The sequence below is a fragment of the Tessaracoccus aquimaris genome, assembly GCF_001997345.1.
GTDB lineage: Bacteria > Actinomycetota > Actinomycetes > Propionibacteriales > Propionibacteriaceae > Arachnia > Arachnia aquimaris.
Genome location: NZ_CP019606.1, coordinates 2286769 through 2310693, shown reverse-complemented (window position 1 = coordinate 2310693; position 23925 = coordinate 2286769). Strand labels below are relative to the sequence as shown.

Annotated in this window: 24 protein-coding genes; 12 read left to right on the top strand and 12 right to left on the bottom strand. The window is 67.3% G+C overall.

Annotated elements, in window-relative coordinates; all coding sequences use genetic code 11:
* Nucleotides 1-61: 61 nt before the first annotated feature.
* The 4 genes from BW730_RS10855 to BW730_RS10840 form a co-directional block, all read right to left on the bottom strand.
* The gene (locus BW730_RS10855) at nucleotides 62-1903 is read right to left on the bottom strand and encodes an endo-1,4-beta-xylanase (protein WP_077686253.1); all 1842 of its coding nucleotides are present in this window, start codon (nucleotides 1901-1903) and stop codon (nucleotides 62-64) included.
* 377 nt (nucleotides 1904-2280) lie between these two features.
* Nucleotides 2281-3546, bottom strand: a complete 1266-nt coding sequence (gene ilvA, locus BW730_RS10850) for a threonine ammonia-lyase IlvA (protein ID WP_226996719.1) — start codon at nucleotides 3544-3546, stop codon at nucleotides 2281-2283.
* An 890-nt stretch (nucleotides 3547-4436) separates the two neighbouring features.
* Nucleotides 4437-5930 (bottom strand): DNA recombination protein RmuC, encoded by a 1494-nt coding sequence (locus tag BW730_RS10845; protein WP_145952818.1) that lies wholly within the window; start codon nucleotides 5928-5930, stop codon nucleotides 4437-4439.
* A gap of 47 nt (nucleotides 5931-5977) precedes the next feature.
* On the bottom strand, nucleotides 5978-6448 hold the full coding sequence (locus BW730_RS10840; RefSeq protein WP_077686250.1) for a GNAT family N-acetyltransferase: 471 nt from the start codon (nucleotides 6446-6448) through the stop codon (nucleotides 5978-5980).
* Nucleotides 6449-6566: 118 nt separating this feature from the next.
* Between BW730_RS10840 and BW730_RS10835 the strand changes: the two genes are divergently transcribed.
* Nucleotides 6567-7832 (top strand): M18 family aminopeptidase, encoded by a 1266-nt coding sequence (locus BW730_RS10835; RefSeq protein ID WP_077686249.1) that lies wholly within the window; start codon nucleotides 6567-6569, stop codon nucleotides 7830-7832.
* Between the two features lie 102 nt (nucleotides 7833-7934).
* On the opposite strand, the gene BW730_RS10830 is transcribed toward BW730_RS10835, so the two are convergent.
* From BW730_RS10830 to BW730_RS10815, 4 genes are all read right to left on the bottom strand, one after another.
* Nucleotides 7935-8801, bottom strand: a complete 867-nt coding sequence (locus BW730_RS10830; protein ID WP_077686248.1) for an iron ABC transporter ATP-binding protein — start codon at nucleotides 8799-8801, stop codon at nucleotides 7935-7937.
* The gene (locus BW730_RS10825; protein ID WP_226996717.1) at nucleotides 8798-9850 is read right to left on the bottom strand and encodes an iron chelate uptake ABC transporter family permease subunit; all 1053 of its coding nucleotides are present in this window, start codon (nucleotides 9848-9850) and stop codon (nucleotides 8798-8800) included. Before BW730_RS10825 ends, BW730_RS10830 begins: the two co-directional genes overlap by 4 nt.
* Nucleotides 9843-10826 (bottom strand): ABC transporter permease, encoded by a 984-nt coding sequence (locus tag BW730_RS10820; RefSeq protein ID WP_077686247.1) that lies wholly within the window; start codon nucleotides 10824-10826, stop codon nucleotides 9843-9845. Before BW730_RS10820 ends, BW730_RS10825 begins: the two co-directional genes overlap by 8 nt.
* Before the next feature lie 93 nt (nucleotides 10827-10919).
* A complete protein-coding gene (locus tag BW730_RS10815) occupies nucleotides 10920-11933 on the bottom strand; it encodes a siderophore ABC transporter substrate-binding protein (RefSeq protein ID WP_077686246.1) in 1014 nt (337 codons plus the stop codon).
* Nucleotides 11934-12132: 199 nt separating this feature from the next.
* Between BW730_RS10815 and ychF the strand changes: the two genes are divergently transcribed.
* The 6 genes from ychF (at nucleotide 12133) to BW730_RS10780 (ending at nucleotide 17102) form a co-directional block, all read left to right on the top strand.
* The gene (gene ychF, locus BW730_RS10810) at nucleotides 12133-13206 is read left to right on the top strand and encodes a redox-regulated ATPase YchF (RefSeq protein ID WP_077686245.1); all 1074 of its coding nucleotides are present in this window, start codon (nucleotides 12133-12135) and stop codon (nucleotides 13204-13206) included.
* Nucleotides 13207-13347: 141 nt separating this feature from the next.
* Nucleotides 13348-13866: a P-loop nucleotide/nucleoside kinase family protein gene (locus BW730_RS10800; RefSeq protein ID WP_077686244.1), complete on the top strand. Its 519-nt coding sequence runs from the start codon at nucleotides 13348-13350 to the stop codon at nucleotides 13864-13866.
* Nucleotides 13867-13967: 101 nt separating this feature from the next.
* A complete protein-coding gene (locus BW730_RS10795) occupies nucleotides 13968-14507 on the top strand; it encodes a type IV toxin-antitoxin system AbiEi family antitoxin domain-containing protein (protein WP_077686243.1) in 540 nt (179 codons plus the stop codon).
* 95 nt (nucleotides 14508-14602) lie between these two features.
* Nucleotides 14603-15349 (top strand): nucleotidyl transferase AbiEii/AbiGii toxin family protein, encoded by a 747-nt coding sequence (locus BW730_RS10790; protein ID WP_226996716.1) that lies wholly within the window; start codon nucleotides 14603-14605, stop codon nucleotides 15347-15349.
* A gap of 213 nt (nucleotides 15350-15562) precedes the next feature.
* Complete coding sequence (locus BW730_RS10785; RefSeq protein ID WP_077686241.1) at nucleotides 15563-16384, top strand: siderophore-interacting protein; 822 nt, start codon at nucleotides 15563-15565, stop codon at nucleotides 16382-16384.
* Between the two features lie 286 nt (nucleotides 16385-16670).
* Nucleotides 16671-17102 (top strand): NUDIX hydrolase, encoded by a 432-nt coding sequence (locus tag BW730_RS10780; RefSeq protein WP_077687624.1) that lies wholly within the window; start codon nucleotides 16671-16673, stop codon nucleotides 17100-17102.
* Nucleotides 17103-17189: 87 nt separating this feature from the next.
* Here BW730_RS10780 and BW730_RS10775 read toward each other — a convergent pair whose 3' ends face one another.
* The 4 genes from BW730_RS10775 to BW730_RS10760 form a co-directional block, all read right to left on the bottom strand.
* Nucleotides 17190-17777 (bottom strand): SMI1/KNR4 family protein, encoded by a 588-nt coding sequence (locus BW730_RS10775; RefSeq protein WP_077686240.1) that lies wholly within the window; start codon nucleotides 17775-17777, stop codon nucleotides 17190-17192.
* Nucleotides 17778-18009: 232 nt separating this feature from the next.
* Nucleotides 18010-18447 carry an AAA family ATPase gene (locus BW730_RS10770; protein WP_077686239.1) on the bottom strand — a complete coding sequence of 146 codons (438 nt, stop codon included), beginning with the start codon at nucleotides 18445-18447 and terminating at the stop codon, nucleotides 18010-18012.
* A gap of 135 nt (nucleotides 18448-18582) precedes the next feature.
* A complete protein-coding gene (locus BW730_RS10765; RefSeq protein WP_077686238.1) occupies nucleotides 18583-18885 on the bottom strand; it encodes a hypothetical protein in 303 nt (100 codons plus the stop codon).
* 80 nt (nucleotides 18886-18965) lie between these two features.
* Complete coding sequence (locus BW730_RS10760) at nucleotides 18966-19664, bottom strand: Type 1 glutamine amidotransferase-like domain-containing protein (protein ID WP_158522607.1); 699 nt, start codon at nucleotides 19662-19664, stop codon at nucleotides 18966-18968.
* Nucleotides 19665-19855: 191 nt separating this feature from the next.
* Between BW730_RS10760 and BW730_RS10755 the strand changes: the two genes are divergently transcribed.
* The 5 genes from BW730_RS10755 to BW730_RS10735 all read left to right on the top strand — a co-directional run bounded on the left by BW730_RS10755 (nucleotide 19856) and on the right by BW730_RS10735 (nucleotide 23846).
* Nucleotides 19856-20242, top strand: a complete 387-nt coding sequence (locus BW730_RS10755; protein WP_077686236.1) for a DUF2510 domain-containing protein — start codon at nucleotides 19856-19858, stop codon at nucleotides 20240-20242.
* Between the two features lie 165 nt (nucleotides 20243-20407).
* A complete protein-coding gene (locus BW730_RS18155) occupies nucleotides 20408-21511 on the top strand; it encodes a hypothetical protein (protein WP_145952817.1) in 1104 nt (367 codons plus the stop codon).
* A 616-nt stretch (nucleotides 21512-22127) separates the two neighbouring features.
* Nucleotides 22128-22385: a hypothetical protein gene (locus BW730_RS10745; protein WP_077686234.1), complete on the top strand. Its 258-nt coding sequence runs from the start codon at nucleotides 22128-22130 to the stop codon at nucleotides 22383-22385.
* Nucleotides 22386-22763: 378 nt separating this feature from the next.
* Nucleotides 22764-22985: a hypothetical protein gene (locus BW730_RS10740; RefSeq protein WP_077686233.1), complete on the top strand. Its 222-nt coding sequence runs from the start codon at nucleotides 22764-22766 to the stop codon at nucleotides 22983-22985.
* A gap of 165 nt (nucleotides 22986-23150) precedes the next feature.
* Entirely contained in the window at nucleotides 23151-23846 is a 696-nt protein-coding gene (locus tag BW730_RS10735) for a hypothetical protein (RefSeq protein ID WP_077686232.1), read from the top strand.
* Nucleotides 23847-23925: the final 79 nt, after the last annotated feature.

The following is a 23925-nucleotide window of genomic DNA, read 5'->3' as shown; positions in this document are numbered from 1 at the left end:
AGCCTGGACATTCGCGGACCGACCGACGTCTGACTGGTCCGCGACACCTATTTGTCCGCCGCTACCGCCTCTCGAGGCCGTCGATCGCGGCCAGCAGGGTGGCGAGTGCTGCATTGACCTCGGCCTGCGTGCCTCGCTTGGAGATGACGGCGTTAGCCTTGCCCCGAGCGCCGTTCACGGCGCCGATCGACTTCCCGGTGTAGGTCTTGCCCCGAAGGTCCAACGAGTCCACGAGGGCGATGGCATCGACCAGGCGAGAGGTGTCGGAAATCGGCTTCTTGAGCCCAAGCCAGCCCTCTGGGTTGGCCACGGCCACAGCTGCGAGCTTCTCGGAGAAGTCCCCGTTGAAGATCTGCGGGTTGTGGTTCCGGCGCCAGTTCTGCGCGTCGGTCAAGCCCCAGAAGGTCACGCGGTCAACGTCCTGGGAGTACTTCTTGTAAACCGCGAAGTACTCAGCGAAGCGCTGCGCCTGGATGCTCTCCAACTCGGCCCGGTTGCTGATCTTGTCAGCCCAGTAGGTCGCGCCGGGCTTCTGGAAGAGGTCCTTGACGGACGGGTCCGTCAGGTCGTAGTAGGGGCCGTTGGTGCCCTGCGGTTCGGCGTTCCATGCCTCGAACGCCTGGACGTCGAGTTCGCTGACGCTGACACTGAGGCCGGCGTCGATGATGAGCTGGATAGACCGCTCCACCGAGGCGTGGTCAGAACACGCGCCGGGCTTCCAATCCGCCGCCCCGTTGTCAGACAACTCGGGGAGACGAGTGAAGTCGGAGCAGGCGAAGGCTGGCGTCTGGTTGATGTAGTTGTGCGACTGCATGCCGATGCCCTCGATCAGCAGGCGAGCGTCGCCCGGGTTTGCCTTGGCATAGCGCTGGTTGAACTCGGTGGCCATGGCGATGATCGCCTTGGCCTTGCCCTCAGACTGGAACACGTTGAAGTCGTTGTACTCCAGCTTGACGTTCGGGGCGTACTTCCTCGCGAAGACGAACGCGTCGTAGATGAACTCGCCCGGGTCGGCACCCGGCTCGCTGGCGTACGCCTTGTACCACTGGGACGACATCCGGAGGTACTGGCGCCAGCCGACCGCGGGGTCGTACTGGTCGACGCCGTCGGCGAATGCCTCGTTGACGACGTCCCACGACACGATGGTTGCCGGGTCGAAGGTGGTGCTCTCCCCGAAGTGCGTCAGGACCGTCTCGATGTAGCGCTCCATGTTGGCCTTGGCCTGGGCGCGGTTGAGGGGAGTGAGTTTCGCGGGCGACTGGCTGTGCCAGACGAGCACGTGGCCGTGCACCTTGATGCCCCGGTCCTGGCTATCCTTGACGAACTTGTCCGCGTTGGCGAATGTGAAGTCCCACTCGCCCGTGGTCTGGTTGATGTTGGCGTTGGGTAGCAGTTGGTCGGGCTTCATGAGGTTCTCGCCCGTCATGATGTTGTAGTGACGCGCGACCGTCGCGGAATCCTGTGTGCCTGCCTCGTAGGTGCGACTCCCGGCATAGATGTTGCCGATGGTGAAATCGTCCTTGTAGACCTGCTTCAGCGATGCCATCTCTGGCCGGAACGAGGTGTCGAGGACGACGTCGGAATCGGGCATGGTGAACGAGTCCACCCGCGCGCCGATCCAGTCAAGGCCCGGAGAGCTCCATCCGGCCCACACTTGGCCACCACCAGGGACCGCAGTGAGTTGCACGATGTCGCCGGGGCGGTATTTGCCTGCGCCGGTGACGATGCCCTTTCCCGCGCTGTGAATCGTCACGCTGAACGAGGGGGCGCTCTGCGCCGGCATGGAGAAGCCCGAGGCGGCTAGCGCGAGCCCCAGCGCCCCCGCCAGGACTCGGACGGTGCGTGGCCTGGCGCTCTCGGTGCCCGCAGGGGACCGCCTTGGGAGAACGGTTCGGATTGTCATTGCTGATGCCTTTCAGTTGCGGCAATGGAACTGATTGGTGTGGCTGGTCACAACCTCGCGGGACCCAACCCACGAAAATGTTTGGTTGCGCTACAAAACATAGCCAGGGTCCATGAGGGCGTCAAGGACGCTTTTCCACGCGCCGAGAAGAGGCTTGTGGGCGGGCATCGCCCGGCGTTTCTTGCCCCGGAACCGGGGGCGCCGCTAACTGCGCATAGCTTCATCGAGGGGGTTAACTGACTCACCGCCTGCGGAGTCGGGACGCCGGTCGGTGTTGCCCGGCGGCTCGCCGCGTTCCGCTTCCTGGACCTGGCCAGGCGCGCCGGTTTGCCCATGTCACAGCGCGTTTGGGTGACGCAGCGTGGAGTGCCCGACGGCTAAGTCAGGAACTGGAAGAAGGGGCTGTCGTAGGCGACCTCGTGGGCCTGCATGCCACACTCCTCGATCCGTTGCAGCAGGAACGGGTAGTCGGTGGGGTTGCCCAGTTCGACGCCGACGAGCGCCGGTCCCGTCTCGCGCGCATTGCGTTTGACGTACTCGAAGTAGGTGATGTCGTCGTCGGGTCCGAGCACGTTGTCGAGGAAGGTGCGCAGCGCGCCGGGCTGCTGCGGGAAGTCGACCAGGAAGTAGCGCTTGCGGCCTTCGTGGATCAGCGACCGCTCGACGATCTCCGCGTAGCGCGAGACGTCGTTGTTGCCTCCGGAGACGACCACGAGCACCCGTGAGCCGGTCGGGATCTGGGCACGTTGGCCGACGCCCCCGGTGGGCAGCGCCGCCGCGGCCAGGGCGCCCGCGGGCTCGGCGATGATGCCGTCGGTCTGGTACATGTCGAGCATCTCGGTGCAGATCTGGCCCTCGGGGACCCTGATCAGTTCGATGCCTGCCTCGCGGATGGCGTCGAAGGTGAAGTCGCCGACCCGTCGGACCGCAGCACCGTCGACGAATGTGTCGATCTCGTTGAGGGTCACCGGCCGCCCCGCCGAGATGGCGGCCGCGACGCATGGCGCGCCCTCCGGTTCGACGCCGATGATGCGGACGTCGGGGTGGTGCGCGCGCAGCCATGCGGCCGCTCCGGAGACAAGACCCCCGCCGCCGACCGGGAGGACGACGACATCGGGCGCGAAGCCCAACTGCTCGAACGCCTCGACGATGAGGGTCGCCTGGCCAGCCGCCGTGCGGGCGTCATTGAAGGCGGGAACCAGGACCTTGCCCTGAGTCGCCAGTCGTGACGCCTCCTCGGAGGCCTCGTCGTAGGTGGTGCCGTGCAGGACCAGTTCGACGCGGCCCCGTCCGATGTCGAGGATCCGTTGACGCTTCTGGCGCGGGGTGGTGTGGGGCACTACGACGGTGGCGGTGATGCCGAGCGTGGCCGCGGAGTAGGCGACGCCCTGGCCGTGGTTGCCCGCGGAGGCGCACACGACTCCCGCGAGGCGCTCGTCGCGGGTGAGTTGGGCCATCAGGTTGTAGGCGCCGCGCAGCTTGTAGGAGCGCACGGGCTGAAGGTCCTCGCGCTTCAGCCAGACCTCCGAGCCCGTCGCCTCGGACAGGCGCTGGTCGAGTTGGACGGGCGTGCGGGCGGCGACGCCCTGCAGTCGCGCAACCGCGTCGGGGATCTGCGCCTCGAGGTCCGTCAAAGTCGTCATGGGGGCCATTCTTGCGCCGCCACGCATCCTGGGCCAACGACGACCACCGATTGCAGCGTACGGGTTGGTGTGGCGGGTGTTTCAGCGAGAGTCGCCGGGGGTCGGGAAGCGTCGCATCGTCGGTCGCGGCTGGCTCAACCCGCAGGCGTCGGCGGACTGGGCGACTTCGGTGGCGGCCTGGCTTGAAAAAGAGGCGTTGACGGCCGGGGACTGTTCCGCTGGGTGAGCCACGAAGGGGCGCGGAGCGTCGCTTCGTCGGTCGAAGCCTCGTTACGTTCGCTGCGAGTCGGGTGGCCGTGGGCGGTGTCGCGGCGTCGGTCGCGCTCAGGTGATGGTCTGCGGGGGTGTCACGTTGGTTTCGACGCACCCGCGCGACTTCGTCGGCGGGGTGGCTCAACCCGCAGGCGTCGGCGGACCGGTTGACTTCGTCGGCGGGCTGGCTCGACCCGCGAGCGTCGGCGGACCGGTTGACTTCGTCGGCGGGCTGGCTCAACCCGCAAGCGTCGGGGAGACGGGGGTGTTCCGCTGGGTGAGCCACGAAGGGGCGCGGAGCGTCGCTTCGTCGGTCGAAGCCTCGTGAGGTGCGCTGGTACCGGGGAGTGACGACGCCCGGGCGCGACTGCGTCCGCCAGCGGCTCAGCCGCGAGATCGACGCAGCGCCTGGCACCGTCGGGAGTCGTTCGTCGAGCTTGTCGAGACGTCCGAGCCCACAGGCAAACCGTCGCCGGCTCGCTCTCCAGACCCAAACGGTGGGTCGTCGTGAACCCCTGAAGGGCCCAGGAACATCGGCCAGGGCCCTCGACAAGCCCAGCGACCACGGGACAGACCCCTCCGCCGAGCGCAGGCAGAGGGCCTGAACGTGCGACCTACGACTCGTGTGTTCGGGCCCGTCAGGCCTCGCGCCGTCGGAGGTCCTGCTCTCGTTCCACCAGCCGATCCGACTCCGCGTGAGCCAGGGCCTCCGACTCCCTGTCGCGCGAGTCCTCGTAGTCCAGCATCTCGGCGACCGCCATCTGGCGCGTGGTCTCCGACACAGTCGCCAACTCGTCCAATTCGTCGGGGGAGATGCCGAAGTCGCGGAAGCGGCGCGCGGAGACCATCACCCGGCTCTCCATCGCGGCCACCGTCTTGTTGTAGTTGCCGACCGACGCGGAGAGGGAGCGGCCGAGCTTGTCGAAGTGCGACCCCATGGTCGCGAGGCGCTCGTACAGTTCCCGACCGAGCCTCGAGACCTGGGCCGCCGTCTCCGTGACCGCCACCTGCCGCCACCCGTTGGCGACGATCTGCAACTGCGGGATCAGCAGCCCGGGGGAGGCGAGCACGATGTGCTTGCGCGTCGCGTACTCGTGCAGATCGGGCGCCTGCTCCAGCGCGAGCCGGTAGAACTCGTCGCTTGGCAGGTAGAGGACGACGAACTCGGGGGAGCCAGCGTCGAGTTGCCAGTAGTTCTTGTCCGCGAGTTGGTCGACGTGGGTACGCACGTGCGTGGCGAAGGTGCGCAGGTGCCGCTTCTGCTCGGCGGGGTCCTCCGTCTGATAGGCGTCGAGGACTGCCGCAAGAGGCACCTTCGAGTCGACGAAGATCACCTTTCCCGCGGGCAGGTTGACCCGGAGATCGGGCCGGAAGGTGCCGTCGTCGGAGACGTAGGTGCGCTGGGTGTCGAAGTCGCAGCGCTCCGTCAGCCCTGAGATCTCGACGATCCGCTTGAGGCTGCTCTCGCCCCAGGAGCCGCGCACCTGCGGGGTGCGCAGCGCGTTGCTCAGGGAGAGCGTCTCGCGCCGGATCGCCTCGCCGGAGCGCCGCAGGGTCGTCACCTGCTCGCCCAGTTCGGCCGCCATCCGGGCCCGTTCGGTCTCGACCATCTGCAGCTTCTCCTGCATCTGCCGCAGCCCGTCACTCAGCGGCCCGACGAGCTGCTCGGTGGCCTTCAGGCGCTGATCCGCGACGGCGTCGGCCTGGCGTGACTGCCGGTCCAACGCCTCGGCCGACAGCACCTTGAACTCGGCGAGGAGGGTCTCCCGGTCGGTGGCCTGCTCGGCGGATCGTTGGATGGCCGCGTCGCGCTGGGCAGTGGCGGCGGCGACCCGCGCCGCGGCCTGAGCAGTGTCGCTTCGGGCCTCGGCGACCATCCGCTGTGCCTCGGAGGCGGCGGCGCGAAGGTCCGACTTCTCGGCGAGGTGCTGGGCGATCTCCGCCTTCGACATCGCGGCGTCCTCGCGGGCCCTGCTCGCCTCCGCCCGCGCCATCGCGGCGTCCTGCCTGGCGTCGGTGAGCGCGAGGCGCTCAGCATCGGCCGATCCCGAGGTGGGCGCGGTTCGGCGCCCGAAGATGAACCCGGCGGCGGCGCCGAGCGCCAGCGCCAGCAGGCAAAGGAGAACGGCCAAGGCTTCCATGGCTCCATCAGAGCAGAGGCCTCCGACAGTTCCGTGCGTCAGGCGGGCGTGTCGAGCGGGCGCACCATGATGATCGTCGGGCCGTCCCAGTCGAGGCGATGGTGTTCCTCGAGCGGCACGAAGCCCATCGCGGTGTAAAAGGCCCGCGTCCTCCGGTATGGCTCGTGGTCGAGGCTGGGGCCGACGGTGTGCACCGTCAGGAACGACGCACCGTCTGCCGTCAGGTCTGCTGCGACGCGTTCGACCAGGGCCGATCCGACGCCGCTGCGATGCGCGTCGGCGCAGACGGCGAGCAGATGCAGTTCGGCCGACCGCGGGAAGTGCCGTCGGACGAGTGCGACCCCGACGGGCCGTTCGCCGTCGTGGGCGAAGAGGCAGTTCAGGCCTTCGTCGGACACGTCGCGGACGTAGCCGTCGTTGGCCTCGGGGATGCCGAACCATTCGGGCAGCGAGTCGAGGATGGCGCGGGCGGCGTCGGGGTCGCGCACGGCGCTGAGGGTGATGGGCATGCTGGTTCCGTTCGTAGGTGTTTGGCTGTGACGAGGCGGTCGTCTGCTCAGTGACGGAACATGGGCGCAGCCTATCGGGTGGGGGAGCGGGGCGAGGGCGCTGGGATAGCCTGGGGCCATGCTCGAGACCGCCCAAGCCCACATCGATGACCTGTCCGATTTCGTCGTCGCGTCGCCCACCAGTTACCACGCCGCCGACCAGATCGCGGTGCGGCTTCGCCAGGCCGGGTTTGAGCAGGTCGACGAGCGGCAGCCGTTCGGGTCGGTCGCCGGACGCAGGTTCCTGGTGCGCGGCGGCGCGGTGGTTGCCTGGGTGGCGCCAGAGGAGGTGACGGCCGAGTCGCAGTTCCGCATCGTCGGGACGCACACCGACTCCCCGAGCTTCAAGGTGAAGCCGGGGGCGCTGCTGCGGAGCGCTGGTTGGGTCGAGCTCGGCGTCGAGATCTACGGCGGACCGCTGATCAACTCGTGGCTGGACCGCGACCTCGGTGTCGCGGGCCGGATCGTGACGCGTGACGGGCAGGTGCTGCTGGTCAAGACCGGGCCCATCGCGCGGATCCCGCAACTCGCGATCCACCTCGATCGCACGGCCAACGACGCCCTCAAGTTGGACAAGCAGACCCACACGCAGCCGATCCTCGCGGTCGAGATGAAGCAGCCCCTCATCGAGCACCTCGCGGCCCTCGTCGGGATCGCGGCCGAGGACGTCGCGTTCCACGACCTGTACGTCTTCGACACGCAGCGGCCTGCCGTGATCGGTGCCGAGCGGGAGTTCCTGGCGTCGGGCAGGCTGGATAACCTGGCGTGCACCCACGCCGGGCTGACCGCCGTCGAGTCGCTTGAGGGCCCGGGGGAGCACGTCGCGGTGTTCGTCGCCTTCGACCATGAGGAGGTCGGGTCCGACACCACGACCGGCGCGGGCGGCCCCATCCTCGAGTCGGTCCTTGAGCGGATCGCCGCTGGCTACGGGCTCGGCCTGGACGAGACGCGCGCCATGCTGGCCCGCTCGACGTGCGTGTCGGCCGACACCGGCCACGTCGTCCATCCGAACTACCCCGGGCATCACGACCCGGTGAACCAGCCGCTGCCCAACCGCGGGCCGCTGCTGAAGATCAACGCGCAGCAGCGCTACGCGACCGACGCCCTGGGCGCGGCGATCTGGCTACGGGCGTGCGACGCGGCGGGCGTGCCAACGCAGCCGTTCGTGTCGAACAACGCGGTGCCGTGCGGGTCGACGATCGGCCCGATCACCGCGACCCGGCTCGGGATCACGACGGTCGACGTCGGCGTCGGGCTGCTCAGCATGCACTCCGCCCGCGAACTGTGCGGGGTCGAGGACCCCTGGTTCCTGGCCCGCGCGGCGGCTGCCTACTGGTCCGAGTAACTCGGCGCGGGCGCCGTTCGTCGAGCTTGTCGAGACGTCCGAAGGCACGGACCGACGCGCTACGCCCCGCTCACTGGCCGCTGCGGATAGTCCGCCTCGCGGCTAGGCGGGCATCCGCAGCGTGAGCGACACAGGGCCCTCGGCGTGGGGCGAGCCGTCCAGGCAGCAGCCGTCGCCCGCCGACTTGTGGCAGTGGTCGCACATCGGCACAGGCAGGTAGAAGTGGGCGATCCGGCGTCCGCGGAACTCTGCGACCTCGATGTCGAGGTCGAAGATCTCGCGCAGCAGGTCGCGCTGCACGATCTCCGGCGGGGTGCCGATCGCCACGACCTTCCCGTCCTTCATCGCGACGATCTGGTCGGCCCAGCACGACGCGTAGTTGATGTCGTGCACCACGATCACCACCGTCTTGCCCAGTTCGTCGGCGGCGCGGCGCAGGGTCTGCAGCATCGAGTGTGAGTGGGACACGTCGAGGTTGTTGAGGGGCTCGTCGAGCAGGACGTATTCGGTGTCCTGCGCGAGCACCATGGCGACGTAGGCCCGCTGCCGCTGACCGCCGGAGAGTTCGTCGAGGTAGCGGCCCTCGAGGTCGGCGAGGTTCATGAAGTCGACGGCCTGGCTGATGGCGGCCTCGTCGGCCTTGGTGAGGCGTCCCTTCGAGTGGGGGAAGCGCCCGAAGCCGACCAGTTGGCGCACCGTCAGGCGCGTGATGAAGTGGTTCTCCTGACGCAGGATCGACACGATCTTTGCCAGATCCTGGGACTTGGTCGTGCTGACGTCATATCCGGCGACCTCGATGACGCCCTGGTCCATGCCGAGCAGTCGGCCGATCATGGTCAGCAGGGTCGACTTCCCCGCACCGTTGGGGCCGACCAGCGCCGTGATGCCGCCCTCGGCGATGGTCAGGTCGACGGGACCGATCGAGACCTCGCTGCTGTAGGACTTCAGCACGTTCTTGAGGGTGATCACAGGCGTCCCTTTCTGAGGATGACGATGAGGAAGAGGGTGCCGCCGACGACCTCGATGATGATCGAGACGACGCCCTGGGCGGAGAAGATGTTGCGCATCACGAAGTAGGCGCCTGCGAGGATGACGAAGGCGACCAGGATCACCATCGGGAAGATGTAGCGGTGGTCGTAGGTGTCGGCCAACTGGTAGGTGAGCGTCGCGACAAGGAACCCGAGGAATGTCATGGGCCCCACCAGCGCCGTCGAGACGGCCATCAGGATCGACACCAGCAGCAGTACCTGCATCAGTTCGCGCCGGTAGTTGATGCCGAGGCTCGTGGCCGTGTCCTTGCCGAGGCCGAGCAGGTTCAGCCGGCGGGACTTTGTCCACAGGAGGCCACCGGCGATGGCAACGAGCGGGATCGCCAGCGGATAGTAGGACGAGTCGGCATTCGACACGTTTCCGAACAGTCGGGCCGACAGGACATCGAACTCGCTGGGAGTGAGGAGGCGCTGCATGAACGTCGAAACCGAGCCGAGGCCGCCGCCGATCACGATGCCGACCAGCAGCATCACCTGCAGGTTGGCGTACTTGCCCGACAACAGCCACCCGTAGAGCGCGACGGCCAGGCCGACCATCAGGATGACCTGGAGGCCGAACTGGAACACGCCCTGCAGGGAGATGAGGCCCGCGACCCCGAGGAAGTAGACGGCGGAGGTCTGCACCGCCCGGTACAGCGACTCGAATCCCATGATGGACGGCGTGATGATCCGGTTGTTGGCGACCGTCTGGAACGCGACGGTTGCGATGCCCTGGCAGAACGCGACGATCACCATCGCGACGAGGCTGTCTGCGCGACGCTTGGCGATGCGCCAGAAGCCGTCCGTGCCGACCGGCAGGGGGTTGCCCCACGCGAGCAGCCCGAAGGCGAACACCGCGGCCAGGACGATCAGGATCGCCATGATGATCCAGTAGCGCCTGCGCGCCGTGGGCGTGGCTAGTGAACCGCTGTGACGCGGCAGGTCGGGGAGCGGTTGGTCCAGCACGGACGTGGTTCGAGGATCAGCCACGGCGACGCTGCCTCAGCAGGAGGGCGACGAAGACCACCGAGCCGACAACGCCGAGGATCAGGGAGACCGGCACCTCGAACGGCATGATGATGGTGCGCCCGATCAGGTCGCAGACCGTGACGATCGCGATGCCCGTCAGGCACACCCACGGCAGGTTGCTGCGGAGGTCGTCGCCGCGGATCATCGAGACGATGTTGGGCACGATCAGCCCGAGGAAGGGCAGGTTGCCGACCACCACGGTGACCACGCCCGTCGCCACTGCGATCAGGGCGGTGCCGAGCAGCACGACGCGGTTGTAGTTGACGCCGACGTTGGTGGCGATGTCCTGTCCGAGGCCCACGACGGTGAACCGGTCGGCGACCACGAACACGGCGATCGCCACGAGCAGGACGATCCACATCATCTCGTAGTTGCCCCGCAGCACCGAGGTGAAGCTGCCCGCGAACCAGACGCCCAGGTTCTGGAGTTGGTTGGTCTGCAGCCCGAAGAAGGTCGTGATCGAGCCGACGACGGCGCCGAGCATGATGCCGACGATCGGGACGATGAGCGAGGAGCGCAGCGAGACTCGGCGCAGGAACATGAAGAACACCATGGTTCCGATGAACGCGAAGATCACCGCGCCGGTCATCTTCATGAAGAGGGTCGCGCCCGGGATGAACACGATGACGGCGAGCAGGCCGAGCGAGGCCCATTCGGTGGTGCCGGTCGTGGTCGGTTCGACGAACCGGTTCTGCGTCAGAAGTTGCATCACGAGACCGGACATCGCCATCGCGCCGCCCGCGAGCACCAGCGACACGGTCCTGGGCACGCGGGTGATGGCGAACATCTCGGCGCCGTCCTGGCCGCCGACCACGTCGTAGACGCCCGTGAACAGGGACACGACCAGCAGCGCGGCGACGATCAGCACGCCGACGAGCAGCCATGGGTCGAACAGCCGGGCCTTCTTGGCCGGCGGGGAAAGGGTGGCAGTTGTCATCGACGGTCCGTGTCAGTGGGTGGAGACGCCACGAGGTGGCCCGGGCGAATCCCGGGCCACCGTCGCAGTGTTGTGTGGCAACAAGAGCGCTACTCAGCTCTGCTTCGCGCCCTCCAGGGCGTCGGCGAAGCTGTTGAGGAACTCGGTGTAGGTCTGGATCGACTCGTTGGTGTAGGTGTCGGCAGGCATGTAGACGACCTGCTTCTTCTGCACCGCGGGGACGTTCTTCAGCGCCTCGGAGGCCTCGATGATCTCGGCTGCAGGCTTGTACTCGGGGTTGTCCGCATCGACTGCCGCGGAGCGGTCCATCACGAGGATCCACTCGGGGTTCGACGCGGCGATCGCCTCGACGGAGATCTCGTCGCCCTCGTGGTTGTCGGAGGCCTCGTCGACCTCAAGCGCGGGCGTCAGGCCTGCGTCGGTGAAGATCGGGCCGAGGGTGCGTCCCTTGCCGGGGGCGATGTAGCCGATCTCGCCGCCCGAGACGTTGATGGCCATGGCCTTCTGCGTCGGGTCGTAAGCGGCCTTGACGCGGGCGAGCGCCGCGTCGAAGTCCTCGCCGAGCTTGGTTGCCTCGGCCTGCTTGCCGAACACGTCGCCCAGGACGGTGACCTGGCGCTTCAGTTCGTCGGCGAATGGCTCCCCGTCGCGCGGATCAAGTTCGACGAGCTTCGCGTCGGGCACCAGGGCCGCGATGTCGTCGTAGAACTGTGTGAAGCGCTGGCCGACGACCACGATCTCGGGGTCGGCCGCGGCGATCAGTTCGAGGTTGGGCTCGTTGTGCGTGCCGACGTCGACGACCGAGGCGTCGTCCTTGTAGGCGATGGTGGTCGGCATCAGCGACACGGCCGCTGCGGAGAGCTTCACGTCCCAGTCGGACAGCGTCTCGAAGGTGCGGTTGTCGAGTGCGACGACCTTCGTGGGGGTCGCGTCGAAGGTGTAGCTGCCGCGGTTGTCCTCGATGGTGACGGACTGTGCGACCGCCGAATCGGACGCCGAGGGCGCGGGGCTGGTGGTGTCGGCGGGGGCCTGCGCACTGCATCCCGCGAGGGTGATGGCGGCGGTGAGGGCCAGTGCTGCGGGGGCGAGGTGCCTCTTGAGGTCCATGCGTGTCTTTCGGCTCGAGGGGAGTTCCTGGTCGACCTGAGCACCGCGTCCGGTCGGCTCATCGACTTAGGTGAGCCTAACCACACTATTTACGATACGCAAATCTAGTTTAAATAACACGGTGTCGCAAACCTGCCCGACTAGCGGTGCTGCGCCGCGGGTTAGGGCGCCCTGACGCTGCCCGGTAAGCTCATCGCTCGTGGCACTCACCATTGGAATCGTCGGCCTCCCCAACGCCGGCAAGTCGACCCTGTTCAACGCACTGACCCGCAACGACGTGCTCGCGGCGAACTACCCGTTCGCGACGATCGAGCCCAACGTCGGCGTGGTCGGCGTCCCCGACGCGCGCCTGCCGGAACTCGCGAAGGTGTTCGGCTCGGAGCGCATCGTGCCCGCGACCGTCAGCTTCGTCGACATCGCGGGCATCGTGAAGGGCGCCTCGCAGGGGGAGGGGATGGGCAATGCCTTCCTCGCCAACATCCGTGAGGCCGACGCGATCTGCCAGGTGACCCGTGTCTTCGACGACGAGGACGTCACGCATGTCGACGGCAAGGTCGACCCGGCCAGCGACATCGACACCATCACCACCGAGCTGATCCTGGCCGATCTCGCCACCGTCGAGAAGGCGCTTCCGCGCATCGAGAAGGAGGCGCGGATCAAGAAGGAGTCGCAGCCCAAGGCCGCAGCCTTCGCCGCAGCCAAGGAGGTGCTCGAGTCGGGCACGGGCGTCCGCGCCGCGGGCCTCGACCTCGACGAGTTGTACGAACTGCACCTCCTGACCGCCAAGCCGTACCTGTACGTGTTCAACTGCGACCAGGACGAACTCGGCGACGAGGACCTGAAGCAGAAGATGCGCGCCCTGGTCGTACCGAACGAGGCGATCTTCCTGGACGCGAAGTTCGAGTCCGAGGTCGTCGAGATGGACGAGGACGAGGCCCGCGAGTTCCTCGCCGAGATGGGCGTCGAAGAGCCGGGCCTCGACGTGCTGGCGCGCGTCGGCTACGACACGTTGGGTCTGCAGTCGTACCTGACCGCCGGCCCGAAGGAGTCACGCGGTTGGACGATCAAGAAGGGCGCCACCGCCCCCGAGGCCGCAGGTGTGATCCACACGGACTTCCAGAAGGGCTTCATCAAGGCCGAGGTCGTCAGCTTCGACGACCTGATCGCGGCTGGCTCCATGTCGGCGGCGAAGTCGGCAGGCAAGGTCCGCCTCGAGGGTAAGGACTACGTGATGGCCGACGGCGATGTCGTGGAGTTCAGGTTCAACGTATAGCGCTGCTGTTACGGCGATCCGTCTGGCGCGATACTTTGGGGCCTCCGAGGAGGTCTGGATGTACGCAGTCACACCGCGGCTCGGGCTCGAGCGTCGCGCGCTTCGGGACAAGGTCGCGGCCATCACACCCCTGGCGGTCGCATGACCGGTCGCCTGGTCGTGCTCTCCGGCCTACCGGGCGTCGGAAAGACGGGCATTGCCGAGGTCGTCGCTGCGCGTACGGGGTCGGTTCACCTGTCCATTGACGAGGTGGAAGAGTCGAATCTTGCCTGCGGTCTGCCGCGGGGGTGGCGGGTCGGCGTGGCCGCCTATGAGGCGACGCGTGCGATGGCAGAGCAGAATCTGAGGCTTGGACACGACGTCATTGTCGATGCGGTCAACGACAGCGAAGAGGCTCGGCAGACCTGGCGTACGGCGGCGTCGCGAACAGGCGCACATCTCGAGTTCGTGTGCCTCGTGATCTCCGATGCACAGGAGCATGAGTGGAGGCTCAACGGGAGGGATCGCGGCCTCGTCTTCGTCGGTGAGCCGACCTGGGCGGACGTTGAGCGTCGGCGCGCTGGCTTCGCCCTGTGGTCCGATGAGGTCTTGGAGTTTGACACGGCAGTGCGGACTGTTGACGAGGTGTCGGACGCCATCACCGCACGTTTCTGTGCGTAGAGAGTCCTCGTCGCCACCGGTGGTTCTCGGTGCCGGAACTCCCCGCCTCGACCTGTGACCAGTATCTGTCACAATACTACCGTTTTCGGTATAGTTGTGACATGACTGAGGTGAAGTACCGAGATATCGTGCGCGAGATCGCGCTGGATAACTATGGGTACGTCACCACGCGGGAGGCGGGCCAAGCCGGTGTCCCCCCTGTTGAACTGCCCAAACTTGCGGCGCGGGGCGGGCTCGAGAATGTCGCCTATGGGCTGTACCGCGTGCCGGACATCCCTCCGACCCGTTTCGACCAGGTCGCTGAGGCGCTGCTTCGAGTCGGTGACGGTGCCTATCTCCATGGCGAGTCAGTGCTCGCGCTGTTCGGCCTCGGCGACGTCAATCCCCGACGGATCAAGGTAGCGATCCATAAGCGTGCCCGCCCCAAGCTGCCAGCGTTCGTTGAGATGACGCAGGTGCATGCTGGCGCGCCCACGACCATTTACGAGGGACTCGCCTCGCAGCCTGTCGCGGATGCCCTCCTCGAATGCCGGGGCCGCATCGAGACAAAGAGGCTTCTGTCTGCGGCCAAGGAGGCACGAGCTGAGGGACTCTTGACGACCGCTGAGTATCGGAGCCTGGCCAAGGAACTGGCCTCATGAGCTACGCAGGAGTGCCTACAAGTGTGCGATCTCTGGAGCAACGCATTCGGAATCTCGAGGGTAACGACGGGTTGGCCCAGCGGCGCAGGATCAGCATGGCGCTGGTTGTGGTCGGCCAGATGCTCCCGGCTGGCGCGATCAAGGGCGGCAGTGCAATGGCACTTCGGTACGGGCGTGGTACGCGGTTCACCCGGGATCTCGATGCCGCGCGAATCGAGCCCCTTGCAGTTTTCCGAGCCAGGTTCGAAGAGTCACTGGCAACCGGTTGGGCGGGCTTTACAGGACGGCTGGTCGAGAAGGCTGCGCCACGGCCGGCGGCCGTGCCCACCGCTTACGTCATGCAGCCCTTCGAGGTGAAGCTCGACTATCGAGGTCGGCCATGGTGCACGGTGATTTTCGAGCTAGGTCACAACGAGATAGGGGATGCTGAGCAGCCTGAGTTTCGGCTCGCCGACGACCTTGCGGCGCTGTTCACTGATGTCGGACTCCAAGCGCCGAAGCCTGTGCCGGTCATGCGCGTAGACCACCAGATCGCGCAGAAGCTTCACGCTGTATCGGGTGTGGGCAGCGAACGAGCCCGGGATCTCGTCGATCTCCAACTGCTCGACGATCGCGAAGACCTGGAGCTTGGTGAGGTGGCGGAGACCTGTGCTCGACTCTTCGCCTACCGCCGACAACAGGCATGGCCTCCGACTGTCGATGTGACCGAAGGGTGGGAATCCCTCTACGCAGAAGCGTCAGACGGCCTCGGTGTGCTGCCCTCGGTTGAAGGGGCCGTCGCCTGGGTGAACAGCTTCATCCGGCGGATCACTTCGATGGGATCTTCCGAAGCCACAGAATGATCCGGCCAGCGGAGCCGGCTCAACTGGATCGATGCACCTGGCTTGAGACTGGGGCTAGTCATGGCAGAGGTCGACGCCCCATGGCGGAGTTCCTGTTCGACGCCCAGTGCCATCGGACCCCTACCGTCGGATCTTTTGGCAGAAACGGCCCCCTTGGGGCGCTTGGCTGTGGGCACGAGAAGGGGTCGAATTAGGTAAGGATAGGCTTGCCTTATGAGCCGGAAGAAGAACACGCCCCCTGACCGACGATTCATGGTGGCTCAGGTCGCCCGAGCCGAGCGCTTGAGTCCCAACTTCGTTCGGGTGACCCTGGGTGGTCTGGACGGGCTCGAAGCTCGTGGCGCTGATCACTGGTGCCGTCTCTTCTTCACGCGCGATGGTCAGGAGGCCCTGAAACTTCCCACGAGTACCACCGAGCTGGGTTGGTACCTGCAGTATCTGGCGACGCCGAGGACTCACCGACCCTGGGTGCGCGCGTACACACTGCGGGACTGCAGGCCCGAGGTCGGCGAAGTGGACATCGACTTCGTCATCCATGGTGGTGACGATGGCCAACTCGGCCCTGCGGCGCAGTTCGCGCTCGATGCACGTCCTGGCGACCGGGTCGGTTTCCTTGACCAGGGAGCGGCCTTCACCCCGGACCACCCTCACGACTGGACCCTGCTGGTCGGCGACGAGACCGCTCTGCCGGCGATCGCGGGCATCTGTCGCGCGCTCCCGGCGGATGCCCGCGGGATTGCGGTCGTCGAGATCCCGACAGCCGAGGACCGCCAGGACTTTTCCACACCCGCCGAGATGCAGATCCAGTGGATCGAGCGGGACGAGTCGGGTCGACCGGACGCGCGCCCGGGCGAGCTCGCGCTACAAGGGCTGACCTCGATGACCTTGCCCGACGGCGCTGTGCACGCCCACGTCATCGGCGAGTCCGCCTTGGCGACGGGGGCACGCCGCCACCTGGTGCAGGACCGGGCGGTGCCGAAGCGAAACGTCGACTTCGTCGGCTACTGGCGACATGGGCGGCCCGCAACCAGCTGATCTCGCCGCGCCCGAGTGTGGTGTCGCCAACTGATACCGCTACGGCGCTGCTCGAACCCATCACGGGTTCACCGTCAGCGGGAACGGCGCAGCTGGCACCTCCCCGTTCCCCGCTGGCCCTTGAATCGGCTTGGATGGGAATGGACCGGGTCCTGCGATCGTCCGATCGGCGACGCAGTGCACCGGGTCGTCGTCGACACACTCGACGGGTCGGCCGACAACTGAGGCTCGCTGACGCGCGCCGAGGCCCAGAGGAGGAACGCCCGTGCCGCAGCCGAGGCGGGAGGTGCAGAAGGTCGTCGCCTATGTGGTGCACGACGAACGCCTGCTCGTGTTCACGCATGATGATTTTCCGATCGAGATCACCGGCGTACAGGTCCCCGCGGGGTCCATCGACGAAGGTGAGGCTCCGGAGACTGCCGCAGTGCGTGAGGTTCGCGAAGAGACGGGGCTGTCGTCCAGGGTGGTCCGCTCGCTCGGCGTCGAGCGCTACGACATGTGGCCGGCGAAGCCGGAGCTGCATGTCCGGCACTTCTTCCAGCTCGAACTGACGGGCGACGACGTCCCGGAGCGCTGGGCGGCAGGGGAGGATGACCCGTCCGATGGTGGTGCACCGTCACGCTGGACCTGCTGGTGGATCCCGCTGCGGAACTCGCACACCCTGTGCGCCGGGTTCGGGGTCCGTTTGGGCGGTATTGAGGCCGATGGCGCAGGCTGATCCGGTGCGACGCTTGGACGGGGACAGGCCGTGTGAGAGATCGGTCGGCAGTGGATGAAGATCGGGTTGGCACCGGCAGTGCTGATTTCACCGCAGAGCGAGGACGTTCTGGATGTAGGTGTCCTCGATGCCCTGCGACGCGGCGAGCTCGCGAAAGAGCGCGATCGACGCCGGATGAATGTCGTAGGTGTCGTCGTAGAGGTCTTCGCCGCGTTGCTCCGACACCTCGAGCCAGGCGATCGACAGCTTCAGCAAGCCACTGATGTCACGCGCGATCGGCTGCGGATCCCAGTACCCCATCCCATGCACGGCGAAGAACACCTCGCCGTCGACCGACGACGGGTCCAGCATGAGCGGGTCGCCGCCGCTGTCAGCGATGACCAGCATGTTCGACGGCCAGTCAACGCTGGGCTCGCCCGTGCGTCCGTCTGTCGCGTAGCCGATCTGCTGACCATCCAAACCGGCGAAGGGATAGAAGGTGATGTCCTGCCAGATGCTCCCCACAACCGCATCGGCCGGGTTGTGCCGAGTGTAGAAATCACGGGCATCCGCGCGAGCGAAGCGCTTCTCGACCTGAAGCCGATCCGTGTTCGCAAGGAACTGAGGAAGTCCGTGGAACTCGACGGCTGGGGTGTTCGCCGTCAGCTCCACAAGGCGGGTGATCAGTTGCTCCACGAGGGTTCCTATCTGTGAAGGGCCGGCAGGGGTGGGGCGGCCGGCTGTGATCTGGTGGTGGGATTCATTGTCGCGTGCCGAAGATCCACGGACGGTAGCCGACCGAGTGGTGCGAGGCGCCCTGCTGCGACGAGACGCGGGCGAGCCGGAGCAGATCGCAGCGATCAGGCCTCTTCAGTCGGCATGAGTGGTGCGGACTCGACGCTCGTCGGTGTGCATGAAGGCCTGCCACCTATCGAAGGGCCTCAATCTCATCGGCCAAGTCGGCGACCGGGCGGCGTCCATCCAGTTCGAGGCTTGCCCCACGCCGCAAGAGAGGCTCGACGTCCGCGAGATAGGCCCGAACCTCGTCCTGCTGTTCGAGCGTCGACCCGTAGGGGTTGTTCGTCCGGTTCGACAGGCGCTCGAGCAGGACCTCGAGGGGAGCGCTCAGCAGCACGACGTGGTCGAACCGGTTGTAGAACAGGCCCTGGTTCTCCGCAGTGCCTGACACCACGACATCGTCTTCGCGGGCAAGAAGGTCCGTGAGTCTTGTTGCGTCCCAGAGTCCATTGGGGAGGGTCCAGGAGTCATAGTCGGTGTCGACGGTGGTGCGACCTCGGCGGTTCAACTCCTCGAGCAGTGTGGACTTTCCTGCGCCGGACATGCCGGTAATGAGGACGCGAGGCATGCAGACAGCGTATCCGCGGCTCATCTGGATGCGCGCCGTCGCGAGGTCATCGCACGGTGTGCTCGGCCATGACGCTCATCGCGGGGCGTCCAAGGCGGTCTTCAGAGGCCTTCAGGCGAGCTTCTCTACCTGGAATCAGGTCCGCCGCTGGCGCTCCCAAGCCATCTTGATCGCGGTGCGGATGGCGTCGGCGTCGCCGTCCAGGTTTGCCTGCACCTTCTCGTGGGCCTCCCACGCCGGAGGCACGCCGAAGGTGTCGGGATGGGCGGCGAGCATCGACTCGCGCTGGGTCGGGTCCAGTCTGATCAGGATCGTGCGGTCCGTTTCGGGACGCACCACGAGTAACCCGTTGACGTACCAGCCCACGCGGCCGTCAATTCGCCGCTGACGGCACCCTTCGAGTTGGGCGGCGAACGCGTCGACATCGTCGAGTTCCATCTACGCAGCCTACGGCGCTCAGGGCGTGAAAGGCCCACGGCTAGCACGGTGACCGTTGGGCTCGCCGACACTTCGCCGGCTCAGTGCGACTCGATTACTCCGCCATCGGCACCGAACCGGCGCCAGTGCCCCGTGGAGACGACGATCGGGTCGGTGTCCGGGTCACGCACCAGGAGCGCGGAGTCGTCGTCCAGGAACCAGACCTCCTGATCCGTCCGTGCGGCGCCGCGCGCGGCCCGGGCCTCGGCGTCCGCAGGCATCCAGTCGGCGCCCAGGTGCCCCATGAAGAACCAGTCGAACAGCGGCACCGCGGGCGCGACCTCATCGAGGTCGAACATGGCGAGCTCCTCCTGATCGTCGAAGGCATCGGGCCAGCGGTTCAGGAGGCGCGGGAAGATCATCGACCCGGCGCTCCACCCGACGTACACCTTCTCGTCGAGCAGATCGGCCAAGACCGACGTCAGCCCGGTCTCGGCCCAGGCGTGCGCGAGCCACAGGTTGCTGCCGCCGTAGCCAAGGATCACGTCGGCCGACCGCAGCCGAGCCTCGACCAACGACGCCGGTCCGGCGAACAGCGAGGCGACGTCGAACTCGGCCCAGCCAAGCGTTCGCAGCCCGTCGAGGTGGTCGACGAGCGTAGAGCTGTCCCCAGGGAAGCCAAGGATCGCGTCGATCACGACGACGACCCGGGAGTCGGCGATCGGCTTACCGATGAGGTCGACGAGCGTGTCCCGGATGAGCGCGTTCGAGATCCCGTTGGAGGTGAGCAGCATCCGCATCCGATCACCGTAGTCCTGCCTCTGAGGATCGGAGCCTGCTCGTATCGAACGGGGCCCGAAGTTGGTTGCCGACGTCCTCGAGACCGTCGCACCGGCGGACGCCGCCACTGCCGCGACCGATCTGGGTCGATTCGGCCCGCCGGTGGTCGAACCTCGGGCAGGATGCGAGCACATCCGAGGTTGGAGGGAACATGGCGGCGACGCAGGCAGGCTGGTACGACGACGGGTCCGGAACGCAGCGATGGTGGGACGGAAAGCAGTGGACGGAGCGGGTGCAGGCTGCTGCGCCGGCCGCGCCGGGGCTCGGCGGGATGATCGACAGGATCCAGGCCGACGCCGTCTCAGGGGCGCAGCCGCGACCCGCTCAGCGCGGCATGAGTTACGTCGTGCTGCAGGTCATCCTCAAGGAGAAGATGTGGGGAACGGGATCGGGCAACCTGACCGAACTGGAGGGTGTGATCAACAAGCAGGCGGCCCTCGGGTACCGCCTCCACACCATCACCACGGCCTCCTCGGGAAGCAAGGGCTTCGCGGGAGGCGACCGCATCCAGGCGACCATGGTCTTCGAGAGGCTCTGAGCAGGAACTCTGAGTCGCGCGGCTCCCAACCGAGCACCCCGAGTCGGACGACCGGCACCTCATCCGCGACCGTGACGCCGTCGACGTCACCTGGGACTGGCCCAACTGACGCATGCTTGAACAGGCGGCTCACTAGGATCGCAGCCGACAAGGAATGGGGTGAGCATGGCGAAGACCTCGACGGCATGGGAGGACGGCTTGAAGGCCGCGTCGACGGCGCGCGGGATGCGGTTCGTCAGCGGCACGCCCTATCTGCTCGACGATGTCTACCTCACCACCCTGACGGCGTGGTTCCTCAGCGCGACGAAGGACGGCCTCGGGCACAGGGTCGAGTGGAGGGTCGAAATCAAGCCGCTGCGCGTCGACGCCCTCCTGTGGGAGGCGTTCATGCCCGACACCGCGATGGGGCCGCGCATGCAACTGAACCGCCGCATCAACGGCGCCTTCCGAGTCCAGCCCCTGGTCATCGCCGAGGGCGTCACATCGGTCGAGCCGGCCGCGGAGCCCTACACGACGGCGGCGCTCGACGCGTTCGAGGCGGCCAGGGATGACTTCATCGCCGCGCATCCAGACGAGGCTGGCTTCGCGCGCGCCCTCGAGGACCGGCCCGAGGCCAGCCAGCCTCGGGGCCTGGTGCTGTTGATCACTGCGCTGCTCGCGGCCGATCGTCCCGCTGACGCGGCGCGGGTCGCCGACGAGGCGATCGCCCGGGGCGAGACCGGCTCGATGAGTAGCGTCGTCGACGTGCTGAAGTACCTGGCCGCATATGCCAGGGGGCCCGAGGTCTATGCGGCCTTCGAGGCGAGCCTGGTGCCGACGCACACCATGCAGATCCTGCGTGAGACGAGTCCGAGCAGCGCGCACGAACTGCGTCGCGAGCATTACGTGGGACGGTTCGGGCATCACCTGTCGAGCATGGACGGCAGCGACCCGTGGGCGGTGATCCTCGAGGAGATCGCGCCCGAAGGAGCCGACGGCTCTTCGGGACTGCGGTACCTGCAGGCCGCAGGCGCCGCCGAACGGATGATCGTCGAGTTCTGTCGGCCGGACCCGGAGGCGCCAGGTTCGGCGGTGCGATCCGTCGTCGGACGCGGAGGGGATGACGAAGGGACGGTCGAGTTTGTGCTTCCGCGCAGCACCGAGGTCGTCGGGACGCACGAGGTCTTCGACGCTGAGGAGGCGGTCGCAATGTTCGAGGCGTTCTACCGGGCGGGCGACATCGGTGACGGGTACACGCTGCGTGCTGTCGAACGCTTCGACCCGTCGTGATGGTGGTTGACTGAGCCAGCCGCCGCGACCCAGTGGCGGACGGCGTGGAGGTTCAACTCCTCTCGCTATGAGAGTGGCTTGGGGGCCGACGAACGAGTTACCAAGCATGCTCAAAGTCGGAGTCCGCACCGCGCCCCGATCAGGGGAAGGTCGCCGTGGTCGGGTCTCTGTACGGGTGAGAGGGGTGGTTTCGACGCGCGTCGCGGCGCTGCGCGCCTTGGCGCGGCTCAACCCACGGTCGGCGGGCGTTGCGGCACTGCGCGCCTTGACGCGGCTCAACCCGCGGGGTTGCTGATTGAACCAGCCGCGGCGACGGAGTCGCCCGCTGCTGTGTCGAAATCCTGGTGAGGTGTGCGCTGGAGCTTGTCCGCGTGGCGGCAGGCGCCGGACATTTGCGTCTTCTATTGGGCGTGAGGGTCCCCTTGGCCGGTCGACGGTAGGTAGCGGTCGTCTGCTGTCTGCGCGGGCGGGAGTTGGTTTCGACGCGCGTTGCGGCGCTTCGCGCCTTGGCGCGGCTCAACCCGCGGTCGGCGGGCGTCGCGGCGCTTCGCGCCTTGACGCGGCTCAACCCGCGGGGCGCGGCCGAATCGGGGCCGAGCAGGGCTAGGCTCGCCGCATGTCCCTGTCGCGTGAACAACTCATCGAGATCCTTGCCGAGGCCGACCCCGTCGGCCTGATCGAGGAAGGCGCGCCGCGCGACGAGTACTCCCGCGAGGCCGACGCGATCCTCGAACTCACCGGGGTGCCGAAGCTGTCCGAGATCACCGGGGTCTTCGCCGTCAGCTTCGCCGACCCCGGCGCGTGCCAGCGCGAGACCGCCCGGTGGATCGTCGACGAGATGATCGCCCGCGGCGCCGAGTTCTCAGGCTTCTAGCCCGCGCTCTGCTGGGCCAGCCCTGCAGACCGTTGGCATGGGGCGCCGCGAGGAACCGCAAGCGGCCAGGCACAGCACGGGCCGATCAGCCGCCTGGTGCGGTCGTATCGACGGCGAGCCAGAAGTTCTCGGGCCCATCCCGCTCAGTTTTCTCGCCTGCGACTGACCGCTCAGCGCGGCGAGTCGGGGTGGTCGTCTGTGCGTACCACGTCGTTGCCGGCCTCATCTCGCTGGACCGGCACACTAGTGCGTTGCCCGCCAGTGTTCCAAGGGAGGGACACTTGGCGTGCTTGCCCGGGCCAGGTGGTCCGGGGAGGGCCAGGCACTGGCATGCTGAGCGCAACGATCAGTCCCAGACAGGGAAAGGCGGGTTTGCGGATGAGCCGATGGTGGACGGCGTTGACCCTGCTGGCCGGGGTGTTCCTGATGGCCTTCGGGGCCTTCGTGGTGCTCGCGGGCGAGGCCGACGACTCGCCGGGACTCGGCGGGCTCGGGCTCATCACCGGCCTGATCGGGCTGGTGATGATCCTCAGGACGGTGCTGAGTCTGCGGCGTGCCACGCACTCGAGGGACTCGGCCCCTGGCGCGCCTCAGCGGTAGGCGAGCGGACGCCGGGCCTGCTCTGAGCCGACCGCGACCCTCGCAGCGGAATCCGACCAGACCCCCGCCTGTGCCTGACCAAACCGTCTGAGACTCTGGGCATCGACCCCAAGCCGGCTCCGGGCGGTCGATGCGGATAGGCCGGCCAGCTGGTTGGATCGGGGAATGGCACTGCACTCGTTCCACCTCGTGCACCTGGCACCCCATCACGGGGTCCGCGCGTTGCTGAGCCCGCCGTCGGCGCCTGGGCTTGTGCACGCGGAGGTGCTGGCCGGGATGGACCTCGGAGCGCCGATCGTGACGCCCCGCCGGATGCAGGTCGGAAGGCTCGCGGTGTTCGCCGAGTGGGCAGAGGAGGCGGCCCTCGGGCAGTTCCTCGCCCAAGATCCGCTGGGTCGAGATCTTGCGACGGGCTGGCACGTGCGGCTTGCCTATCAACGGCGCTGGGGGAGCGTCCGCGAGGTGGCGCACCTGCCGGAGCACGCCGAGAAGACCGACCTCGACGCCCCCAGCGTCGCGGTCACGCTCGCCAGGATGCGGTTGCCGGAGTTGCCGCGGTTCCTGCGCTGGGGCCGACCCGTCGAGAGGCAGGTCCGCGACCATCGCGAGGCGACGCTCGCGCTCGCCGCGATGCGCCCGCCCAACACCGTGGCGACCTTCTCGGTCTGGACCAGCGCGCGCGCCATGACCGGGATGGTCTGGGGCCGCGACCAGGGTCCGACCGCCAGGCTCCACAACGAGGCCATGGCGGAGCGGGAGCGCCGCGACTTCCACCACGAGTTCACGACGCTGCGGTTCCGTCCGCTCAGCGAGCACGGTTCGTGGAAGGGGCGATCGGGCTACGTCCCAGAGGTGGGTTGAGGCCGTCGGCCGGGAGAGAGGCCCGGCAACCCGCCCGCGACGTGAGCTTCACCGTCTCGCCGGTGGCCGGTTCGACGAC

Coding starts and splice junctions, on each gene's coding strand:
- BW730_RS10755 (WP_077686236.1), top strand. CDS start 19,856: ATGGCGGCGACGCAGGCAGGCTGGTACGACGACGGGTCCGGAACGCAG.
- BW730_RS10740 (WP_077686233.1), top strand. CDS start 22,764: ATGAGCCGATGGTGGACGGCGTTGACCCTGCTGGCCGGGGTGTTCCTG.
- BW730_RS10760 (WP_158522607.1), bottom strand. CDS start 19,664: ATGCGGATGCTGCTCACCTCCAACGGGATCTCGAACGCGCTCATCCGG.
- BW730_RS10785 (WP_077686241.1), top strand. CDS start 15,563: ATGAGCCGGAAGAAGAACACGCCCCCTGACCGACGATTCATGGTGGCT.
- BW730_RS10795 (WP_077686243.1), top strand. CDS start 13,968: ATGACTGAGGTGAAGTACCGAGATATCGTGCGCGAGATCGCGCTGGAT.
- BW730_RS10855 (WP_077686253.1), bottom strand. CDS start 1,903: ATGACAATCCGAACCGTTCTCCCAAGGCGGTCCCCTGCGGGCACCGAG.
- BW730_RS10800 (WP_077686244.1), top strand. CDS start 13,348: ATGACCGGTCGCCTGGTCGTGCTCTCCGGCCTACCGGGCGTCGGAAAG.
- BW730_RS18155 (WP_145952817.1), top strand. CDS start 20,408: ATGGCGAAGACCTCGACGGCATGGGAGGACGGCTTGAAGGCCGCGTCG.
- BW730_RS10820 (WP_077686247.1), bottom strand. CDS start 10,826: ATGACAACTGCCACCCTTTCCCCGCCGGCCAAGAAGGCCCGGCTGTTC.
- BW730_RS10770 (WP_077686239.1), bottom strand. CDS start 18,447: ATGCCTCGCGTCCTCATTACCGGCATGTCCGGCGCAGGAAAGTCCACA.
- BW730_RS10735 (WP_077686232.1), top strand. CDS start 23,151: ATGGCACTGCACTCGTTCCACCTCGTGCACCTGGCACCCCATCACGGG.
- BW730_RS10765 (WP_077686238.1), bottom strand. CDS start 18,885: ATGGAACTCGACGATGTCGACGCGTTCGCCGCCCAACTCGAAGGGTGC.
- ilvA (WP_226996719.1), bottom strand. CDS start 3,546: ATGACGACTTTGACGGACCTCGAGGCGCAGATCCCCGACGCGGTTGCG.
- BW730_RS10835 (WP_077686249.1), top strand. CDS start 6,567: ATGCTCGAGACCGCCCAAGCCCACATCGATGACCTGTCCGATTTCGTC.
- BW730_RS10745 (WP_077686234.1), top strand. CDS start 22,128: ATGTCCCTGTCGCGTGAACAACTCATCGAGATCCTTGCCGAGGCCGAC.
- BW730_RS10840 (WP_077686250.1), bottom strand. CDS start 6,448: ATGCCCATCACCCTCAGCGCCGTGCGCGACCCCGACGCCGCCCGCGCC.
- BW730_RS10815 (WP_077686246.1), bottom strand. CDS start 11,933: ATGGACCTCAAGAGGCACCTCGCCCCCGCAGCACTGGCCCTCACCGCC.
- BW730_RS10790 (WP_226996716.1), top strand. CDS start 14,603: ATGGCGCTGGTTGTGGTCGGCCAGATGCTCCCGGCTGGCGCGATCAAG.